This window comes from Aquitalea sp. ASV15, from assembly GCF_016429115.1.
Taxonomy (GTDB): Bacteria; Pseudomonadota; Gammaproteobacteria; order Burkholderiales; family Chromobacteriaceae; genus Aquitalea; species Aquitalea magnusonii.
Genome location: NZ_JAELTZ010000035.1, coordinates 1 through 19,493 on the forward strand (window position 1 = coordinate 1; position 19,493 = coordinate 19,493).

At 59.4% G+C, this 19,493-nt stretch carries 16 protein-coding genes, 2 tRNA genes and 1 pseudogene; 14 read left to right on the top strand and 5 right to left on the bottom strand.

The window, feature by feature from the left end:
• The 3 genes and pseudogenes from JHD64_RS14845 to tgt form a co-directional block, all read right to left on the bottom strand.
• A pseudogene (locus JHD64_RS14845) lies at positions 1-397 on the bottom strand (protein translocase subunit SecD); the annotation flags it as partial.
• A gap of 67 nt (positions 398-464) precedes the next feature.
• Entirely contained in the window at positions 465-788 is a 324-nt protein-coding gene (gene yajC, locus JHD64_RS14850; protein WP_059285961.1) for a preprotein translocase subunit YajC, read from the bottom strand.
• A 130-nt stretch (positions 789-918) separates the two neighbouring features.
• Positions 919-2,034, bottom strand: coding sequence for a tRNA guanosine(34) transglycosylase Tgt (gene tgt, locus JHD64_RS14855; protein WP_199053829.1), 1,116 nt, complete (start codon positions 2,032-2,034; stop codon positions 919-921).
• 122 nt (positions 2,035-2,156) lie between these two features.
• Here tgt and JHD64_RS14860 point away from each other — a divergent pair.
• The 11 genes from JHD64_RS14860 (at position 2,157) to JHD64_RS14910 (ending at position 12,119) form a co-directional block, all read left to right on the top strand.
• Positions 2,157-2,233: transfer RNA gene (locus JHD64_RS14860), tRNA-Val, on the top strand.
• 165 nt (positions 2,234-2,398) lie between these two features.
• Positions 2,399-4,300: a threonine--tRNA ligase gene (gene thrS / locus JHD64_RS14865; RefSeq protein WP_199053831.1), complete on the top strand. Its 1,902-nt coding sequence runs from the start codon at positions 2,399-2,401 to the stop codon at positions 4,298-4,300.
• A gap of 38 nt (positions 4,301-4,338) precedes the next feature.
• Entirely contained in the window at positions 4,339-4,863 is a 525-nt protein-coding gene (gene infC, locus JHD64_RS14870; RefSeq protein ID WP_082693440.1) for a translation initiation factor IF-3, read from the top strand.
• A gap of 156 nt (positions 4,864-5,019) precedes the next feature.
• Positions 5,020-5,217, top strand: a complete 198-nt coding sequence (gene rpmI / locus JHD64_RS14875) for a 50S ribosomal protein L35 (protein ID WP_045845173.1) — start codon at positions 5,020-5,022, stop codon at positions 5,215-5,217.
• Between the two features lie 12 nt (positions 5,218-5,229).
• Positions 5,230-5,586 (top strand): 50S ribosomal protein L20, encoded by a 357-nt coding sequence (gene rplT, locus JHD64_RS14880; protein ID WP_059285958.1) that lies wholly within the window; start codon positions 5,230-5,232, stop codon positions 5,584-5,586.
• Positions 5,587-5,796: 210 nt separating this feature from the next.
• Positions 5,797-6,780, top strand: coding sequence for a phenylalanine--tRNA ligase subunit alpha (pheS, locus tag JHD64_RS14885; RefSeq protein ID WP_181835896.1), 984 nt, complete (start codon positions 5,797-5,799; stop codon positions 6,778-6,780).
• A 20-nt stretch (positions 6,781-6,800) separates the two neighbouring features.
• Positions 6,801-9,173 (top strand): phenylalanine--tRNA ligase subunit beta, encoded by a 2,373-nt coding sequence (gene pheT, locus JHD64_RS14890; protein WP_199053833.1) that lies wholly within the window; start codon positions 6,801-6,803, stop codon positions 9,171-9,173.
• Positions 9,174-9,242: 69 nt separating this feature from the next.
• On the top strand, positions 9,243-9,545 hold the full coding sequence (locus JHD64_RS14895) for an integration host factor subunit alpha (protein WP_045845169.1): 303 nt from the start codon (positions 9,243-9,245) through the stop codon (positions 9,543-9,545).
• On the top strand, positions 9,526-9,879 hold the full coding sequence (locus JHD64_RS14900) for a MerR family transcriptional regulator (protein ID WP_059285955.1): 354 nt from the start codon (positions 9,526-9,528) through the stop codon (positions 9,877-9,879). Before JHD64_RS14895 ends, JHD64_RS14900 begins: the two co-directional genes overlap by 20 nt.
• Positions 9,880-9,909: 30 nt before the next feature.
• Positions 9,910-9,986: transfer RNA gene (locus JHD64_RS14905), tRNA-Pro, on the top strand.
• Positions 9,987-10,490: 504 nt separating this feature from the next.
• Positions 10,491-12,119 carry a methyl-accepting chemotaxis protein gene (locus JHD64_RS14910; protein WP_199053835.1) on the top strand — a complete coding sequence of 543 codons (1,629 nt, stop codon included), beginning with the start codon at positions 10,491-10,493 and terminating at the stop codon, positions 12,117-12,119.
• 102 nt (positions 12,120-12,221) lie between these two features.
• Here JHD64_RS14910 and JHD64_RS14915 read toward each other — a convergent pair whose 3' ends face one another.
• Together JHD64_RS14915 and JHD64_RS14920 are read right to left on the bottom strand one after the other, a co-directional pair.
• Entirely contained in the window at positions 12,222-12,548 is a 327-nt protein-coding gene (locus JHD64_RS14915) for an HdeA/HdeB family chaperone (protein WP_059285952.1), read from the bottom strand.
• 418 nt (positions 12,549-12,966) lie between these two features.
• Positions 12,967-13,620 carry a response regulator transcription factor gene (locus JHD64_RS14920; protein WP_233170517.1) on the bottom strand — a complete coding sequence of 218 codons (654 nt, stop codon included), beginning with the start codon at positions 13,618-13,620 and terminating at the stop codon, positions 12,967-12,969.
• A gap of 320 nt (positions 13,621-13,940) precedes the next feature.
• Here JHD64_RS14920 and nosP point away from each other — a divergent pair, with 320 nt between their 5' ends.
• The 3 genes from nosP to adh all read left to right on the top strand — a co-directional run bounded on the left by nosP (position 13,941) and on the right by adh (position 19,416).
• Positions 13,941-15,107, top strand: a complete 1,167-nt coding sequence (gene nosP, locus JHD64_RS14925; protein WP_233170518.1) for a nitric oxide-sensing protein NosP — start codon at positions 13,941-13,943, stop codon at positions 15,105-15,107.
• On the top strand, positions 15,104-17,707 hold the full coding sequence (locus tag JHD64_RS14930) for a PAS domain-containing hybrid sensor histidine kinase/response regulator (RefSeq protein WP_233170519.1): 2,604 nt from the start codon (positions 15,104-15,106) through the stop codon (positions 17,705-17,707). The genes nosP and JHD64_RS14930 overlap by 4 nt, the downstream gene beginning before the upstream one ends.
• 188 nt (positions 17,708-17,895) lie before the next feature.
• The gene (gene adh / locus JHD64_RS14935) at positions 17,896-19,416 is read left to right on the top strand and encodes an aldehyde dehydrogenase (protein WP_199053839.1); all 1,521 of its coding nucleotides are present in this window, start codon (positions 17,896-17,898) and stop codon (positions 19,414-19,416) included.
• Positions 19,417-19,493: the final 77 nt, after the last annotated feature.

Genomic DNA, 19,493 nt, shown 5'->3' on the forward strand with positions numbered 1-19,493 from the left:
AGTGCACGCCACCGCGCAAGTCCAGACCCAGGAACATGGGGTAGGCTTTCAGGTCGGCCAGCCACTGCGGCGAGGCCGGCAGCAGGTTGAGCGCAATGATGTAGCTGTCACCCAGCGCATGCTGGATGGCGTCGCGGGCCTTGATCTGGGTGTCGGCATCCTTGAAGCGGATTTTCAGGCTGCTGCCGTCCAGATAAAGACCGTCCGGGCTGATGTTCTGGGTTTTCAGAGCCTCTTCCACGCGGCCCATCAGGGCGGTGTCCACCGGAATGGACTGGCGGGTGCTGGAGACCTGTACCGCGGGAGTCTCGCCGTAGAAGTTGGGTAGCGTGTAGATCGTGGCAATGATCAGTGCTACCACAATGACGAGGTATTTCCAGAGAGGATAGCGGTTCATGAGTGATATCGGAGGTAGGAAACGAAACTGACCGCCCGGCTTGCAGGCCGGGCGGCCGTCCTGGGGATTACAGGGACTTCAGCGTGCCCTTTTCCACCTTGCCGGTAACGGCCGGGCGCTGCACATTGATTTCCACGCCATTGGCGATTTCTACGGTCAGGAACTGTTCGCCGGTCTTGACGACGCGGCCCAGAATGCCACCCTGGGTAATGACTTCATCGCCCTTCTGGATTTCCGACAACATCTTCTGGTGCTCTTTCATTTTCTTCTGCTGCGGGCGAACCATCAGGAACCAGAACAGCACGAAAATGACGATCATCGGCAGGAAAGACATGATGTCAAAACCGCCCGGTGCGGCGCCAGCGGCGAAAGCCTTGTCAATAAAGGGCATGGATTTGCTCCCTTGTTATAGTGTTGATGGTGAAACAAACGGGCCATTGTAGCCACGCTGCGTGTCTTTTCCAACCTTCCGGCCTGAACGCAGGCTCAGACCGGCCGGCCAGCTGGCAGGTTCCCGCGCTTTACGACACGCCGCGTGCGCGCTTGTCGGCAAACTCCAGGCGGAAGTCCTCGAAGCGGTCTTCCTCGATGGCCTTGCGCATTTCACGCATCAGCTCCTGGTAGTAGTGCAGGTTGTGGATGGTGTTCAGGCGCGCACCCAGGATCTCGCCCACGCGATGCAGGTGATGCAGATAGGCACGGCTGAAGTTGCGGCAGGCATAGCAGCTGCATTCTTCGTCCAGTGGCTTCTTGTCATCCTTGTAGCGCGCATTCTTGATCTTGATGTCGCCATGCTGGGTGAAAATCCAGCCATTGCGCGCATTGCGGGTGGGCATCACGCAGTCGAACATGTCGATGCCGTTGGCCACGCCGTGCACCAGGTCTTCCGGTGTGCCCACGCCCATCAGGTAGTGCGGCTTGTCGGCCGGCAGCATGCCATTCAGCTCGTTCAGCATGCGGTACATTTCCGGCTTGGGCTCACCCACCGACAGGCCGCCAATGGCGTAACCGTCAAAGCCCACCTGCAACAGCCCCTCCAGGGATTCCTGGCGCAGATCGGTATACAGATTGCCCTGCACGATGCCAAACAGCGCATTGGGGTTTTTCAGGTCGTCAAAGGCGCGGCGCGAGCGTTCGGCCCAGCGCAGGCTCATCTGTAGCGACTTTTGCGCGGTGTTGTGGTCTACCTGGCCCGGCGTGCATTCATCCAGCTGCATCACGATGTCCGAATTGAGCACGGTCTGGATTTTCATCGAGATTTCCGGGCTCAGAAACAGCTTGTCGCCGTTGATCGGGCTCTGGAAAGTGCAGCCTTCCTCGGTCAGCTTGCGCATGTCGGACAGGCTGAATACCTGGAAGCCGCCGGAGTCGGTCAGGATGGGTTTGTCCCAGCCGATGAAATCATGCAGGCCGCCGAATTGTTCGATGACCTCCAGGCCGGGGCGCAGCCACAGGTGAAAGGTGTTGCCCAGAATGATCTGGGCGCCGATATCGTTGAGCTCCACCGGGCTCATGGCCTTGACCGAGCCATAGGTGCCCACCGGCTGGAAAACCGGGGTTTCCACGGTGCCGTGGTTGAGCTGCAGAGTCCCGCGGCGGGCACCGCCGGAGGTTTTGTGTACGGTAAACTTCAGCATGGAGTGTATTTGTTATGCAAAATCAGCGCGCTAGTATACAGCAAGCGGGTCGCTGCGGTGTTTTTACGAAAAATGGCCTTGCATTTTCAGGATGTGTACTTTAGTATTGCCAACTCGACGACAGGCACGTAGCTCAGCTGGTTAGAGCACCACCTTGACATGGTGGGGGTCGTTGGTTCGAGTCCAATCGTGCCTACCAATACTTAGCATGGAGTTATCCCAGGTGAAACACTGGCGAACTACCACAACCCGACATTCTCACGCTAGCTGAGCCTTGCGGGTTGTCCCATGCAAAAAAAGAGCGGCTCAGGCCGCTCTTTTTTTTTACCCTTCGCAATGAAATTTCGCCCTGTTTGGAGTTGACATGCCTGACATTCGCCTGCCTGACGGCTCGGTTCGATCCTTCGACAAGCCGGTAACGGTTCATGAAGTGGCTGCGTCCATCGGTACCGGTCTGGCGCGTGCTGCGCTGGCGGGTCGCGTTGACGGCGTGCTGGTGGATACCTCGTACAGCATCGACCGCGATGCTGATCTGGCCATTGTGACCGACAAGGATGCCGATGGCCTTGGCATCATTCGTCACTCGACTGCCCACTTGCTGGCTTATGCAGTGAAAGAGCTGTTTCCGGAAGCCCAGGTCACCATCGGCCCGGAAATCGAAAACGGCTTCTATTACGACTTCGCCTACAAGCGCCCGTTTACGCCGGAAGACCTGACTGCCATCGAAAAGAAGATGAGCGAACTGGCCAAGAAGGATATTCCGGTCGAGCGTTACGAGCTGCCGCGCGATGAGGCCATTGCCTACTTCAAGAACATCGGCGAAGCCTACAAGGCCGAAATCATCGAATCCATTCCGCAAGGCGAGGTGCTGAGCCTGTACCGCGAGGGTGAATTCACCGACCTGTGTCGTGGTCCGCACGTGCCGTCCACCGGCAAGCTGAAAGTGTTCAAGCTGATGAAGGTGGCTGGTGCTTACTGGCGCGGCGACAGCAAGAACGAAATGCTGCAGCGCATTTACGGCACGGCCTGGGCCAAGAAAGAGGAGCTGGAAGCCTACCTCTACATGCTGGAAGAGGCGGAAAAGCGCGACCACCGCAAGCTGGGCGTGCAGCTGGACCTGTTCCACCTGCAGGACGAGGCGCCGGGCATGGTGTTCTGGCATCCCAAGGGCTGGCAGCTGTGGCAGAACGTCGAGCAATACATGCGCGGCAAACTGGTGAAAGAGGGTTATCAGGAAGTCCGCACGCCGATGATGATGGATGTGGAATTGTGGAAGAAGTCGGGTCACTGGCAGAACTACAAGGAAAACATGTTCATCACCGAATCGGAAAAGCGCGACTATGCCGTCAAGCCGATGAACTGTCCGGGGCATATCCAGATTTTCAACAGCGGCCTGCGTTCCTACCGTGACCTGCCGCTGCGCTATGCCGAGTTTGGCTCCTGTCACCGTAACGAGCCGGGCGGTGCGCTGCACGGCATCATGCGCGTGCGTGGCTTTGTGCAGGATGACGGTCATATTTTCTGCACCGAAGACCAGATCAACCAGGAAGCCAAGGCTTTCCATCGTCTGGTGATGGAAGTGTATGAACGCTTCGGTTTTGACAAGGTGTCGATCAAGCTGGCACTGCGTCCGGAAAAACGCCTGGGTGCGGAAGAAACCTGGGACAAGGCCGAGCAGGGCATGCGCGAAGCGCTGCAGGCTTGTGGCGTCGCCTGGGAAGAGCTGCCGGGCGAGGGGGCTTTTTATGGTCCCAAGATCGAATACCACGTCAAGGATGCGCTGGGTCGCTCCTGGCAGTGTGGTACCCTGCAGCTCGACTTCATGCTGCCGGAAAGTCTGGGTGCTGAATACGTGGCCGATGACAACAGCCGCAAGCGTCCGGTGATGCTGCACCGCGCAGCGCTGGGTTCGCTGGAGCGCTTCCTGGGCATTCTGATTGAAAACCATGCCGGGGCCTTCCCGCTGTGGCTGGCGCCGGTGCAGATGGTGGTGATGAATATCACCGAAGCACAGGCCGATTATGCTGCGGAAATTGCAGGAGCTTTGCAGAAACAAGGCTTCCGCGTTGATCTTGACTTGAGAAACGAGAAGATCGGCTATAAAATCCGCGAGCATAGCCTGCAAAAGCTGCCGTACCAGATTATCGTGGGCGACAAGGAAAAAGCAGGTGAACTGGTTGCCGTGCGCGCCCGGGGTGAAGATCTCGGTCAGCTCACGCTGGATGCATTCATTGCCCGCCTCAAGGCTGAGATGCCCGAGGCCTGATCCGGCAACGGCAGGCATTTGATAGATTAATAGGAGATTTGGCTATAGCTCAGGAACGCGAAGCACGGATCAACGGCGAGATTACCGCTCGCGAGATTCGTCTGGTAGGCATGGAAGGTGAGCAGATCGGTGTTGTCGGTCTGCGTGAGGCAATGGCTCTGGCCGAGGAAAATGATGTGGATCTGGTGGAAATTTCGCCGACCGCACAACCCCCGGTGTGCAAGCTGATGGACTACGGCAAGTTCAAGTACGAACAGTCGAAGAAACGTCACGAAGCCAAGCAGAAGCAGAAGCAGGTCCAGATCAAGGAAATCAAGTTCCGTCCGGGCACTGACGATGGCGATTACAACGTGAAACTGCGTAATCTGGCCCGCTTCCTCAATGATGGCGACAAGGCCAAGATCACCCTGCGTTTCCGTGGTCGTGAAATGGCTCACCAGGACATCGGCCTGGCCCTGCTCAAGCGTGTCGAGGCCGATCTGGCTGAAATTGCGACAGTCGAGCAGTTCCCCAAGCTGGAAGGTCGCCAAATGGTGATGATGATTGCCCCGAAAAAGAAATAATCGGGTATAATCGTTTCCTCAATACGGCAGGGTCATCCCTGCCGTGTTGATTTTGTGGGGTGGCAACACCCCGCGCAAAAGCGTGACGCAGTGGTATCAAGCGCCTTCGGGCCACCCTGTGTCTAATCTAACTCAGAAATTCTGCAGGAGTTTTCCATGCCGAAAATGAAGACCAAGTCGAGCGCGAAAAAGCGTCTCAACGTGCTGGGCAATGGCGGTGTAAAGCGCTCTTATGCGTTCAAGCGTCACATCCTGACCAAGAAAACCACCAAGAACAAGCGCCAGTTGCGCGGTACCACCATGGTACACGCCACCAACATGGCTTCTGTTCGCGCCATGATGCCCTACGCATAAGGAGACTGAATAATGCCACGCGTTAAACGCGGTGTAACCGCACGTGCTCGTCACAAGAAAATCCTTGCCCTGGCGAAAGGCTATCGCGGCCGTCGCAAGAACGTCTATCGCATCGCCAAACAGGCGGTGATGAAAGCCGGTCAATATGCCTACCGCGACCGTCGTCAGAAAAAGCGTCAGTTCCGCCAGCTGTGGATTGCCCGTATCAACGCCGCTGCGCGTGAAAACGGTCTGCCGTACAGCAAGTTCATGAACGGCCTGAAAAAAGCTGCCATCGAAATCGACCGTAAGGTCCTGGCCGACCTGGCCGTGTTCGACAAGCCGGCTTTTGCTCAGATCGTTGAAAAGGCGAAAGCTAGCCTCGCTTGATAGCAAGACTGTAAAAGGGGAGGCTGATGCCTCCCTTTTTTTTCATTTGCCTGTGGTAGTGAAGTAGCAAGAGCGCTGACCAGACTGCCATGAGTGTGGTCAGCCTTTTTGTTTCGACCAGCCGGTCGATGCAGGATGCCGATGTTGTGATGCAGCGGCTGTCGCATCGCCTGCCGGGTGGCCGGAAAGACGCATACGGTGTGAGACCCAATGACTAACGTTGACGCGATTCTCCAAGCTGGTCTGGCTGCCATCGAGGCCGCCGCCGACCTGATCGAACTGGAGCAGGTCAAGGCGCGCTATCTCGGCAAGAGTGGCGAGCTGACCGAACTCCTCAAGCAACTGGGCAAGCTCCCGCCGGAGGAGCGCAAGGCTGCCGGTGCCACCATCAATGTGGCCAAGCAGGCTTTTGAAACCGCCCATAACACCCGCCGTGACCTGATCAATGCCCAGAAGCTGGAAGCCCAGCTGGCAGCCGAGTCGCTGGATGTCACCCTGCCGGGTCGTGGCCTGTCCACCGGCGGCCTGCATCCGGTGGCGCTGACGCTGGAGCGCATTGCCACCCTGTTCCGCTCCATGGGTTTCCAGGTGGCGGATGGTCCGGAAATCGAAACCGATTTCCACAATTTCCAGGCGCTCAATATCCCGGAAAATCACCCGGCGCGTGCCATGGCCGACACTTTCTATGTAGAAGGTGGCGATGTGCTGCGTACCCATACCAGTCCGATCCAGGTGCGCTACATGTTGAACAACGAGCCGCCGATCAAGATCGTGGCACCGGGGCGCGTGTACCGTGTGGATTCTGATGCTACCCACTCGCCGATGTTCCACCAGATGGAAGGCCTGTGGGTGGAAGAGGGCGTGTCCTTTGCCGACCTCAAGGCCGTGGTGACCGACTTCCTGCGCCGCTTCTTCGAGCGCGATGACCTGCAAGTGCGTTTCCGTCCGTCCTTCTTCCCCTTCACCGAGCCATCTGCCGAAATCGACGTGCTGGGCGAGCGTGGCTGGCTGGAAGTGGGTGGCTGCGGCATGGTGCACCCGAATGTGCTGCGCAATGTGAATATCGATCCGGAAAAGTACAGCGGCTTTGCCTTCGGCATCGGTCTGGACCGTTTCGCCATGCTGCGCTATGGCGTGAATGACCTGCGACTGTTCTTCGAGAACGATCTCAATTTCCTCAAACAGTTCAATTGATCGCAGGCAGGGGATAAACAATGCAATTTTCCGAACAGTGGCTGAGAAGCTGGGTTAATCCTTCCCTTTCCAGCGAGGAATTGTCCAATCTGCTGACCATGGCAGGTCTGGAAGTGGAAGAAACCACCGCGGCGGCGCCGGCCTTTACTGGCGTGGTGATTGGCGAAGTCAAGGAATGCGTCAAGCACGAAAACGCCGACCGCCTGCGCGTGACCAAGGTGGATGTCGGTACCGGTGAGCTGGTACAAATTGTCTGTGGTGCCCCGAACGTGGCCGTAGGTGTGCGCGTACCGTGCGCGCTGCCAGGCGCGGTATTGCCGGGCGACTTCAAGATCAAGCCCACCAAGATGCGTGGCGTGGAATCCGGCGGCATGCTGTGTTCCGGCAAGGAACTGGGCGTACCGGAAGATGTGGATGGCCTGATGCTGCTGCCGGCTGATGCCCCTGTTGGCCAGAACATCCGCGATTATCTGGGTCTGGACGATCAGTTGTTCACGCTGAAAATCACCCCCAATCGTGCCGACTGCCTGTCGATCAAGGGCATTGCCCGCGAAGTGGCCGCGCTGACTGGTGCTGCGCTGCAGCCGCAAGCCATTACCGCCGTCGCCCCGCAAATCGACGATGTGGTGCCGGTGGCCATCGCTGCCCCGCAAGCCTGCGGTCGCTATATCGGCCGTGTCATCCGCAATGTCAATGCCGCTGCGCCGACCCCGGACTGGATGAAACGTCGTCTGGAGCGTTCCGGTCTGCGCTCTATCTCGGCCATCGTTGATGTCACCAATTATGTGCTGCTGGAACAAGGGCAGCCGATGCACGCCTTTGATCTGGCCAAGCTGGATGGCGGCATCACCGTGCGCATGGCCAAGGCAGGCGAGCAGCTGCTGTGCCTGAATGAAAAAACCGTCACCCTCAGCGACGAGCATCTGGTGATCGCCGATGATGCCAAGGTGCTGGCCATCGCCGGCATCATGGGTGGTGAAGAAAGCGGTGTCACAACCGCCAGCACCGACATCATGCTGGAAAGCGCCTTTTTCGCTCCGGCAGCGATTGCCGGCAAGGCCCGTGCCTGGGGTTTCGGTTCTGACTCTTCCTTCCGCTTTGAGCGCGGGGTGGATTTCCAGCTGCAAAGCGAAGCCATGGAGCGTGCTACCGAGCTGGTGCTGTCCATCTGTGGTGGCGAAGCCGGCCCGCTGAACGAAAAGGTGGCCGAACTGCCGGCGCGCGGTGGTGTCAAGCTGCGTACCGCCCGTGTGGCGCGCCTGTTGGGTATCAGCCTGACTGCCGAACAGATTGCCACCATTCTGGCTCGCCTGAGCTTGTCCTTCGATACGCTGGAAGACGGCTTCCTGGTACATGCACCGTCCTTCCGCTACGACATCGAAATCGAAGAAGACCTGATCGAGGAAGTAGCCCGCGTACATGGTTACGATGCCATCCCTTACGCCGCCCCGGCTGCCCGCCTGCGCATGCTGGCGCTGCCGGAAGAGCGTCGCCCGCGTGAAGACATCCGCCATTTCCTGGCAGGCCGCGACTATCAGGAAGTGGTCAGCTACGCCTTTGTCGAAGAAGCCTGGGAACGTGATTTCGCCGGCAATACCGACCCGGTACGCCTGATCAACCCGATTGCCTCGCAAATGAGTGTGATGCGTTCGTCGCTGATCGGTGGGCTGGTGAACGTGCTGCAAGGCAACCTCAACCGCAAGCAGCCGCGCGTGCGTGTATTCGAAGTAGCCCGCGTATTTGGCAAGAACGCTGCTGGTGTGGCCGATGAAAGCACCCAGCCGGAAAAAGTGGCTGGTCTCGCCTGGGGCCCGCGTGTCGCCGAGCAGTGGGGTGCCAAGGCCGAGCGCATCGATTTTTACGATGTGAAAGCCGATGTGGAAGCCCTGTTGCTGCCGGCACAAGCCAGCTTTGCCAAGGCGGCACACCCGGCCTTCCATCCAGGCCGTTGCGCCGAGATCAGCCTGAACGGCAAGGTGATTGGCGTGATGGGTGAGCTGCACCCCAAGTGGGCGCAGCAGTATGGCCTGCCAACGCCGCCGGTGCTGTTTGAACTGGACCTGGCTGCTGTTGAACAACGCGCTGCCATCAAGGCCCAGCCGGTCAGCAAATTGCAGCCGGTACGCCGTGATCTGGCGCTGGTGGTTGACGAGCAGGTAACGGTTGCTGCTATGCTGGATACCTTCAGCAGCAAGGCAACGTCCTTGGTCAAGGAAGTGGCCTTGTTCGACGTGTATCGTGGCAAGGGTGTGGAAGAGGGCAAGAAGAGCCTGGCCTTCCGCGTGGTGCTGCAGGATGAGGCGCGCACCCTGACCGATGAAGATGTCGAGCCGGTGATTCAGGCCTTGCTGGATGGCGTTGCTGCCGCCCATGCCGCACAATTGCGTCTGTAAGACTTTTGCCGGAGGGCGTGGCTGCAGGCCCGTCCTCCATGTTTCAGTTCAAGAAGTTAAGGGGTAGTCATGACTTTGACCAAAGCTGAGTTGGCCGACCTGCTGTTTGACCAGGTTGGTCTGAACAAGCGTGAAGCCAAGGACATGGTTGAAACGTTTTTCGAGGAAATCCGTATCGCGCTGGAGGCTGGTGATTCGGTAAAACTGTCCGGTTTCGGCAATTTCCAGCTGCGTGACAAACCGCAACGTCCGGGTCGCAATCCCAAGACCGGGGAAGAAATCCCCATCACGGCACGCCGGGTGGTCACCTTCCATGCCAGTCAGAAACTCAAAGGAATGGTTGAGCAATACCATGCTAACAAGCAAGGCTGATCTGCCGGCAATCCCGTCCAAGCGCTACTTCACCATTAGCGAAGTCAGCGAGCTGACCGGGGTCAAGCCGCACGTGCTGCGATACTGGGAGCAGGAATTCTCCCAGTTGCGCCTGGTCAAGCGCCGTGGCAATCGTCGCTACTACCAGCACCACGAAGTGCTGCTGGTGCGGCGCATTCGTGGTTTGCTGTATGACGACGGTTTCACCATTCATGGTGCGCGTCAGCGCCTTGGTGCCGGCGGTGAGATGGAGCGCCCGATTACTGCGCAGGAAGTTCGCGCAGAATTGGAAACGATTCTGGCCTGGCTGGATTCAGGTATTGGCAAATCGTAAATAAACAGTTACAATGCGTTTCTCTTGAGTCGGGGTGTAGCGCAGCCTGGTAGCGCACCTGCATGGGGTGCAGGGGGTCGGAAGTTCGAATCTTCTCACCCCGACCACAAGACCACAGCAATACCAACATTAAGCCATCCTGCGGGGTGGCTTTTTTGTTTTCTATCCATTCATTGACAGATGCTGCAGCGGTTTTATTCCGGGCATCTGCAGCTCAGTTGCTCTGTCGTTTCTATTCTCTCCTCGCTTGTTTGTCTCTATCAAATTCATTTCGCCGGGCGCCTGCGGCAATCGCTGGCGTCACTGACTCGGCACATCGGCCATAGTGCTGGCTTTGCCGATTCTTATTCCGCGCTCGGCAAAAAAGCCTGTAAGCCAAGCTCTGCATCAGTTTTGGCTAAAGTGCAAAAACCATACAGTTATTATTGTTTTTGTTCTGAATCAGTGTCTCTTTACATTTGCTCTGGTTTAATCAGCTTATTATTCGCCATCGTCCGATTGCAATAGGGCTCGATCTCTTGTACGCCAGAAAGTCTGCCGGATGAGCGGGCGATACTCTTCTGATTGCAGCATGACTTTTCCCTGATAAAAACCAAATAAAACAAAAAGATATGAGAAATAATCAACCCGTTAACCAGCAGGAAACCATCGTTCCGGATGGCGTGTTCATTTATTCGCGTACTGATACCCAGGGCAATATCGTCGAGGCTAATAAAGCCTTTGCCCAGATCAGTGGCTTTGAGCAGGAGGAAATGATTGGCCAGCCGCATAATATGATCCGGCACCCGGACATGCCGGTCGAGGCATTTGCCGATATGTGGCGCAATCTGAAGGAGGGGCGGCCATGGCGTGGGCTGGTGAAAAACCGGCGCAAGGATGGCGGTTTTTATTGGGTAAGAGCCAATGCCTCGCCGGTGCGTGAGCATGGGCAGATCGTCGGCTACCAGTCGGTACGGACGCCTCCCGGTCGCGATGAGGTGGCTGCCGCCGAACTGCTATACCGCCGCATCCGCCAGGGCGACCGTTCCCTGGTCATCGAAAATGGCCGTGTGGTAAAAAAACGCTCGCAACTGCTGCAAGCGTTGAGCGGTTTTGTTTTCCAGCTTTACGCGGTGCAGGTGCTGGCCGCATTCGCCTTGTTGCTGGGCCTGGTGGCCAGCAGCCAGAGCAGCTTCATGCCCTGGTTTCAGGGGGCCGCGGTGCTGGCCTTGCTGTCCTGCGTGTTGGCTGTGGTGTTCATCCTGCCGGGTGTGGTCGGTAGGCTGGGCCGCATCCACCAGTTTTTGCTGGACTTGCTGAAGACAGGCAATCTGCGTGCCAATCTGCAACCCACGCACAATGATTTGATCAGCAAGATTGCGGCGGCGCTGGACAATCAGACTGCGGCGGTCAGCGCCACCATCCAGGTGATGATGAATTCGGCCAATAATGTGCAGGATACCTCGGGCAATCTCAACCAAAGCGTGGTGTCGCTGGTTTCCTCCGCATCATTGCAAACCGAAAAGACCACGGCTTCGGCGGCTACCATCGAGCAGCTGGCGGCATCGATAGGCTTGATCGCTCAGCACGCGCATGACACCGAAACCGTGACGCGGGATGTCGGCAGCAAGGCCGGCGAGGCGGCACGCTTGTCGGAGCGGGCCAGTGAGACCATACGCGAGCTGGCGGCTACGGTTGCCAGCTCGGCGGAAACCGTGGAGAAGCTGGGGCAGCGTACCGAAGACATCGGCAAGGTGGCCAGTGTGATCAAGGATATTGCCGATCAGACCAATCTGCTGGCGCTCAATGCCGCGATCGAGGCCGCCCGCGCCGGTGAAACCGGGCGTGGCTTTGCCGTGGTGGCCGATGAAGTACGCAAGCTGGCGGAGCGCACGGCCAATGCCACTCAGGAAATCGACAAGATGATTTCGCGCATCCAGGCCGATACCGTGGGCTCGGTCAGCGGCATGCGCCAGAGTGCGGCGCAAGTCGGGACCAGTGTCGAGCTGGTGCATCAGGCGCATGCGGTGCTGGACGAAATCAGCGTGCAAATGGACAGGGCAGTCAGCATGGTGGCGGAAATCAGTCACTCTGCCGATGAACAGAAAACGGGCATGGACCTGATGGGCCAGGGACTGGAGTCGGTGGCCGCGCTGACTGGCAAAAACCTGGAAGTGGCACATGCCACCGAAGCCGCATCGACCCGTTTGCAGCTTAATGTGGAGCGCATGGGCAAGGCGGTGGCACAGTATCAGGTCTGATCGTGCCGGATGCATGAACATGGCCCCGTCGCATGCGGATGCGACGGGGCCTTGTCATTTACCACGAGCCCAGGCTGAGTGGAGGCGGTTTAATGCGCCGGCTCAGAGCACGCTCTTGATCTTTTGCCACATGGTTTTTTCTTTGTGCACCTTGCAGTATTCATCAATCTCCGGGCGAACTTTTTCGACATCAGCAATGATTTCGGTGGCGCTTACCTTGCCACTTTTGTGCTTGCTGATTTCGTAGCCAAGGATGATGGGCTTGTCTGTTTCCTTGAGAATGAGATAGTCGTTACACGTGATGGCGTATTTGGCACTCGATTTGTTGCCGGAAGCATTCTGTTTGCCAGTGTTGCTGCTGGCAGCAGCGGCAAAGGCAGAGCTGCCGAGCAATGTGATCAGGACCATGATTTTCAGTTTTGCAGACATGCTTGGATTCCTTTGTGAAGGTAATTGCCGAAACAAAACGCAAGTGCTTCGGGTGTTGCCATCCTCCAATTCTGCATTTTTCTGGTCAAGGCAAGCTGCTGTCGATATTTCCGTTCGGTTTTGTGAATTTTCTCTATAGGTAGGGATTATTCAGCGCTGAATAAGAGGAAATATCTATGTGTCTGAATTTATTATCATTATTTACTGCGTGTGCCAGCGCGCGTTTTGGCTCGGTGAGCAGGCCTGGATAGCGGACTCGCGGTGTTTTCCGGGCTGAACAGGGTGCCGCCGGCGCCAGGCCCGGATGGGCCCGCTTCATGTCCTGCGACCAGGACTGGCTCACGCAACTGCGCCGCTGCCCCGGATAGGATGCACCGATGACTGCAGGCGACTGCAAGGTCGGTGCTGCGGGCCGGGCTTAGCCCGCCAGGAGCGGACCGGCCTTGATTACCGCCTGGGTGCGGCTGCTGACTTCCAGTTTGCGCAGGATGGCGGAAACATGCGCCTTGACCGTGCTCTCGGCAATATTCAGTTCGTGCGCCACAATCTTGTTGGGTTTGCCGGCGACGATGGCTTCCAGCACGCAACGTTCCTGACGGGTCAGGCTGCCAAGCCGGGTTTGCATGGCTTGTTGTTCCGCCGTGAGCGGGAGGGGTGTCGGGCTATTGGTATCGTGGCCGGCGAGGGTGGGGGGCTGATAGATTTCGCCGTCGGCGCTGATGCGGCGTACCGCTTCGGCCATTTGCTGGCGCGGGGTGGATTTGGGAATGAAACCGCAGACGCCCAGTGCCAGCGCGGCCTGCACCACTTCGCTGCGCTCGTCGGCCGACACCACCACCAGCGGCACGACCGGTGCGCTGCGGCGCAGGCTGGCGACGCCGTTCAGACCCTGCATGCCTGGCATGTTGAGGTCGAGCAGTGCCAGTTCCAGGCTGTCGTCGTGGATGGCAGCGCTGACTTCCGCCAGCGTGGTGCATTCGATCAGGCGGATGTCCGGGCCAAACACTTCCCGCACCACGTCCTTCAAGGCTTCGCGAAATAGCGGGTGGTCGTCGGCAATCAGTACACTCATTTCCATATCGATTCAGTCTCGCAAAAATGGCGCGGCCGGCAGCGGCGGCGTCCAAGACTATAGCTTGAATCGGCCAATGCTGGCAGCATGTCCGCTGCATGGCAGCTCCCCCATTTTGCCACCTGCGGCAGATTGAGCGCGGGCATGGGCGATCTGGCCGGCTGCTCACGCTAGAATGAAGCTGCCTGTCAGTCGCTGTCATGCCTCAGCCCCGTCTGGTGCATGGCAGCGGCCGGGGCATGGTCCAAGCCGGCAACAGACCGGCCAATAGCATGACAAGGTCGCCGCCCGCCGTGGCGCGGCGGCAAGGTGGAGACAAGATGGACAATAACCTGGTGTTGCTGGGCAGTACCCAGCAGCAGGATCCCGCACTGGCTGCCGCCGAGCTGTTTCAGCAGCTGCATCAGCCAGATCTCGCACTGGTATTGCTGTTCATTTCGCCGGCCTACGATCTGGCCCGCCTCGGCCCCTGCCTGCACCGGCATTTTGGCGATGCGCTGGTGGTGGGGTGTACCACGGCGGGCGAAATCGGCTGCCATGGCTACCAGCAAGGCAGCATCAGCGGGGTGAGTTTTGCCGAGCCCGACTTTTTTGCCGTGGCGGCGCGGCTGGACAATCTGCACACATTCGAACTGGCCGATGCCTTCGAGGCGGTGATGAGCTCGCGCCATGAGCTGGCGCGCAAGAGCGGCCAGGCCATCGACCGCAACAGCTTTGCCCTGATGCTGATCGACGGGCTGGCGGCCTGCGAGGAACGGGTGGCCAGCCGGCTGTCGTCGGCGCTGGGGCATATTCCCTTGCTGGGCGGATCCGCCGGCGACAATATGCGTTTCGAAAACACCGCCATCCTGCTGGGCGGGCGCTTTCACAGCAATAGCGCGGCTTTTGTGATGGTGGCCAGCCGTCATCCCTTCGAGATGTTCAAGTCCGAGCATGCCGCCCGCAGTGGCGAGCGCATGGTGATTACCGAAGCCGATGCCGACAGCCGGCTGGTGACCGAGATCAATGCCGAACCGGCGGCGGCGGAATACTGCCGGCTGCTGGGGCTGGATCCCGATCAGCTGGACCCGCACACCTTTGCCGCCCACCCGCTGGTCTTGCAAGTGGGCGGCGTGCCTTATGCGCGCTCCATCCAGCGCGTCAACGATGACTTGTCGCTATCCTTTTTCTGCAGTGTGGACGAGGGCGTGGTGCTGTCCGGGACCGAAGCGCAGGATCTGGTCGCCAGCCTGGCCCACACTTTTTCCCAGGTCCGTGACAAGCTGGGCCGCTTGCAGCTGGTGCTGGGCTGTGACTGCATCTTGCGGCGCATCATGATCAGCAATACCGCCGCGCAGAGCCGTCTGTCCGCTTTGCTGGTGCAAAACCGGGTCGTGGGTTTCAACACCTATGGCGAGCAGTTCAATGCCATGCATGTCAACCAGACCTTCACCGGCATTGCCATCGGCTATGCCGCCGGGCCGTCTGCAACACACGGAGCGGGATGATGGAGCAGGAGATCGATTTAGCCCTGGCCGACCGATCACAGCTGCTGCAGCACATTGCCCGGCTGGAAAAGGACAATGCCAAGCTGCGCAAGATCAACAAGGCGCTGATCTACCGCGTGGAAAGCGGCATGGCCGACAATGGCAATTCCTTTACCATCTTCCAGGTATCGGCCGAGCTGGAAAAACGCATACAGGAGCGTACCCACGCACTGGAGCGGGCCATGAATGACCTTAAAACCAGCAATATTGCACTGGAAGAAGCCCGGCTGGCGGCCGAGCAAGCCAATAACCGGCTGGTGGTGGCGGTGGATACCATCGCCGACGGCTTTGCCCAGTGGGACCAGCACGACCGGCTGGTGCGTTTCAACCAGCGTTTTGTCGAGCTGCAGCCGGCATTGCGGCGGCATGTGCGCAGCGGCATGCAGTTTGCCGAATACCTCGACCATCTGGCCGATTCCGGCAGCGCGCTGGAGGCGCTGGGTCAGGTCGACCGCTGGCGCGAGCAGCGTATCCAGCTGCACCGCGACAGCAGTGGCAGCTATCTGGAGGCGCTCAGCGACGGCCGCTATTTGCGCATCAGCGAACGCCAGACTGCCGACGGTGGCCGGGTGGCCATTTATACCGATATCAGCGAAATCAAACGGCAGGAGCAGCGCCTGCGCCAGCAGGATCAGGCGGCTCACCGCCAGTTGCTGGAGGCCACCGTCAACAGCCTGCGCCAGGGTATTGCGGTGTTTGATCACCATTCTTTGCTGCTGGCCTGGAATCACCGTTTTTGCGAGCTGGCCGGGCTGCCGCCGGCAGCCTTGCGCGTGGGGCAGGCCTTGCCGGCCAGCGCGGAAATACCGCTGCTCTGCCCGGTCAATGGCAGCTACGAGGTGGAAACCGCCAGCGGCCTGGTGCTGGAAATCGAATCCTGCCCCATGCCCAATGCCGGCTTTGTGATTACCTGCAGCGATGTCACGGCCCGCAAGCGTGACGAGCTGGCCCTGCGCGAAAGCGAGTCCAAGCTGCGGCTGATTACCGATGCGCTGCCGGCACTGATTTCCTATGTCGATAAAGACCAAGTTTACCGCTTCACCAACAAGGGTTACGAGGACTGGTTTGGCCTGCCGGTGCAGGAAATCAATGGCCGTACCCTGCGCGAGGTGCTGGGGCCGGACTTGTACGATCCGCGCCGGCATTTTGTCGAACGTGCGCTGGCCGGGGTGTCGTCGGTATTCGAACTGAAAATGCCGGCTCCCAAGCGGGCGGTGGAGTACGCCCAGGCGGCCTTTATTCCGCATATTGGCGAAGATGGCGTGGTACATGGCTTCTACGCGCTGATCCAGGACATTACCCAGACCCGCCGTGCCGAGCAGCTGCTGACGCAGGCCAAGCAGGAACTGGAGCTGCGGGTCACCGCCCGCACAAGCGAACTGCGCCGTGCCAATAGCCGCTTGCAGGAGGCCATTGTTGCCGCCGAAGAAGCCAACCGCAGCAAGACGCGCTTTTTTGCCGCCGCCAGCCACGACCTGCTGCAGCCACTGAATGCCGCGCGGCTGTTTGTGGCCAGCCTGGCCGAACGCGAGGTCAGCAGTGAGAACATGCGGCTGGTGCAGCATGCGGCCACTTCGCTGGAGGCAGTGGATGATCTGATCAACACCTTGCTGGAATTGTCACGCATCGATGCCGGTGCCATCGAGGTGGAGCGCAGCCACTTTCATATCGACCAGCTGCTGCGTCAGCTCAGCATCGAATTCAGCCCGCTGGTGGCCGAGCGCGGGCTGAGCCTGCGCAGTCATCTGTGTGCTGCCGTGGTGTACAGCGATTGGGTCTTGCTCAGCCGCATCCTGCGTAATTTTCTCAGCAATGCCTTGCGCTACAGCGAGCATGGTCGCTTATTGCTGGCCGCCCGCCGTACCGCCGAAGGTGTGCTGGTTGGCGTGTGGGACCAGGGGCAGGGCATTCCGGCCGACAAGCTGGCGCAGGTTTTTGAGGAATTCCAGCGCCTGCCCGAGCACCGCGCCATGTGCAGCAAGGGCCTGGGGCTGGGGCTGGCCATCGTCAAGCGGCTGGCCACACGCTTGCAACACCGGTTGGTGGTGCGCTCACAGCATGGGCGCGGTTCTTTTTTCGGCATTGTCCTGCCCTATGGCGAGCAGGCGGCTGCCAGCGCCATGCCACGACAGCAGGAAGGGATCAGTACCGTGCTGCCATCGGAATTGCAGGGCCTGACCATCTTGCTGATCGACAACGAAGCGGCGATCCTGGCCGGCATGACCACCTTGCTCTCCGGCTGGGGTTGCCTGCCGCTGGCGGCGGCTGGCCTGGACGAGGCTCGGGCCTTGCTCGCGCAGCTGAGTCGCCCGCCAGATGTGATTCTGGCCGACTACCACCTGGATCATGGCGTCAGTGGGCCGCAAGTCATCCTGGCCTTATGTCGCCAGCTGCAGCTGAAGATTCCCGCCGCCATCATCACGGCCGACCGCAGCCCGGAAGTGGCTGCCGAAATCGCAGGCGAAGGCTGGTCCTTGCTTAGCAAACCGGTACGGCCGGCCAGGCTGCGTGCGCTGATCGGCCATCTGGGCAAGCTGGCGGTGCCACAGCGTGCGGGCTGAGCGGGCGGGCGCCAGTCACCGCTGCGCAGTGCGGCGACGTGATCACGCCGTTTCGGCGCAAGGCTGCCGGCTAGGTGCCGCGTCTAAGACCAAAGTCGAATAGAGGAGGGCAGGGTAATTTCGCACAATGACCTGGCTGCCGGTTGCAATTGCCGGCGCTCCGATTCTAATAGCCAGGAGGCAACGTCATGTATCAGCAAGCACTCGCCGCACTCAGCAAGAAGATCCCGCTGAAGTCCCGTTATGAAAATTTTATCGGTGGCCGCTGGGTGGCGCCGGTACAAGGGCAGTATTTCACCAATATCAGCCCGATAGACGGCAAGCCGCTGTGCGACATTGCCCGTTCCACCGCGGCAGACATCGAACTGGCACTGGATGCCGCCCATGCCGCGGCTGACCGCTGGGGGCGCACTGCTCCCGCCGTGCGTGCCAATGTGCTGCTGAAAATTGCCGACCGCATGGAGGAATACCTGCCTTTCCTCGCGCTGGTGGAAACACTGGACAATGGCAAGCCCATTCGCGAAACCAACGCGGCCGACCTGCCGCTGGCTGTTGATCACTTCCGCTACTTTGCCGCCTGCCTGCGTGCCCAGGAAGGCTCGCTGTCCGAGCTGGACGAAGACACCGTGGCCTATCACTACCACGAACCGCTGGGCGTGGTGGGGCAGATCATTCCCTGGAACTTCCCGCTGCTGATGGCCGCCTGGAAGCTGGCACCGGCCTTGGCTGCCGGCAACTGCATCGTGCTCAAGCCGGCCGAGCAGACCCCGATGGCGATTCTGGTGCTGATGGAGGTGATTGCCGACTTGCTGCCGGACGGCGTGCTCAATGTGGTGAACGGTTTTGGTGTGGAAGCCGGCAAGCCGCTGGCTACCAACCCGCGCATTGCCAAGGTAGCCTTTACCGGTGAAACCGGCACCGGCCGCCTGATCATGCAGTACGCCGCCGAAAACATCATCCCGGTAACGCTGGAGCTGGGTGGCAAGTCGCCCAATATCTTCTTCGAAGACGTGATGCGTGAGGACGACGATTACTTCGACAAGGCGCTGGAAGGCTTCGCCATGTTTGCCCTCAATCAGGGGGAAGTATGTACCTGCCCGTCGCGCGTGCTGGTGCAGGAATCCATCTACGAGGCCTTCATGGAACGCGCCGTGGCCCGTGTCAAGGCCATCAGGCAGGGCAATCCGCTGGACATGGCCACCATGATCGGTGCCCAGGCTTCGCGCGAGCAGCTGGACAAGATTCTGTCCTACATCGACATTGGCCGCGCCGAAGGCGCCCAGGTGCTGACCGGTGGTGGTCAGGCCCATCTGGGTGGTCAGCTGGCCGAGGGCTTCTATGTGCAGCCCACCATCCTGGCCGGCCACAACAAGATGCGCGTGTTCCAGGAGGAGATCTTCGGGCCGGTGGTGGCTGTCACCACCTTCAAGGACAAGGAAGAAGCCCTGCATATTGCCAATGACAGCGCCTTCGGCCTGGGGGCCGGTGTGTGGACGCGTGATGGCAATACCGCCTACCGCATGGGTCGCGAGATCAAGGCGGGCCGTGTCTGGACCAACTGCTACCACCTGTATCCGGCGCATGCAGCCTTTGGTGGTTACAAGAAGTCCGGTATCGGTCGTGAAACCCACAAGATGATGCTCGACCACTACCAGCAAACCAAGAACCTGCTGGTGAGCTACAGCCCGAAAGCCCTGGGCTTCTTCTAAGCAGCTCTTGTCGGCCGCTGAGCGCTGGCGCGGCCGGATGCGCGCCAGCAGCTTGCCGGCAGCGGTTTTTTACGGTC

Coding starts and splice junctions, on each gene's coding strand:
- yajC (WP_059285961.1), bottom strand. CDS start 788: ATGCCCTTTATTGACAAGGCTTTCGCCGCTGGCGCCGCACCGGGCGGT.
- tgt (WP_199053829.1), bottom strand. CDS start 2,034: ATGCTGAAGTTTACCGTACACAAAACCTCCGGCGGTGCCCGCCGCGGG.
- thrS (WP_199053831.1), top strand. CDS start 2,399: ATGCCTGACATTCGCCTGCCTGACGGCTCGGTTCGATCCTTCGACAAG.
- rpmI (WP_045845173.1), top strand. CDS start 5,020: ATGCCGAAAATGAAGACCAAGTCGAGCGCGAAAAAGCGTCTCAACGTG.
- rplT (WP_059285958.1), top strand. CDS start 5,230: ATGCCACGCGTTAAACGCGGTGTAACCGCACGTGCTCGTCACAAGAAA.
- pheS (WP_181835896.1), top strand. CDS start 5,797: ATGACTAACGTTGACGCGATTCTCCAAGCTGGTCTGGCTGCCATCGAG.
- pheT (WP_199053833.1), top strand. CDS start 6,801: ATGCAATTTTCCGAACAGTGGCTGAGAAGCTGGGTTAATCCTTCCCTT.
- JHD64_RS14895 (WP_045845169.1), top strand. CDS start 9,243: ATGACTTTGACCAAAGCTGAGTTGGCCGACCTGCTGTTTGACCAGGTT.
- JHD64_RS14900 (WP_059285955.1), top strand. CDS start 9,526: ATGCTAACAAGCAAGGCTGATCTGCCGGCAATCCCGTCCAAGCGCTAC.
- JHD64_RS14910 (WP_199053835.1), top strand. CDS start 10,491: ATGAGAAATAATCAACCCGTTAACCAGCAGGAAACCATCGTTCCGGAT.
- JHD64_RS14915 (WP_059285952.1), bottom strand. CDS start 12,548: ATGTCTGCAAAACTGAAAATCATGGTCCTGATCACATTGCTCGGCAGC.
- JHD64_RS14920 (WP_233170517.1), bottom strand. CDS start 13,620: ATGAGTGTACTGATTGCCGACGACCACCCGCTATTTCGCGAAGCCTTG.
- nosP (WP_233170518.1), top strand. CDS start 13,941: ATGGACAATAACCTGGTGTTGCTGGGCAGTACCCAGCAGCAGGATCCC.
- JHD64_RS14930 (WP_233170519.1), top strand. CDS start 15,104: ATGATGGAGCAGGAGATCGATTTAGCCCTGGCCGACCGATCACAGCTG.
- adh (WP_199053839.1), top strand. CDS start 17,896: ATGTATCAGCAAGCACTCGCCGCACTCAGCAAGAAGATCCCGCTGAAG.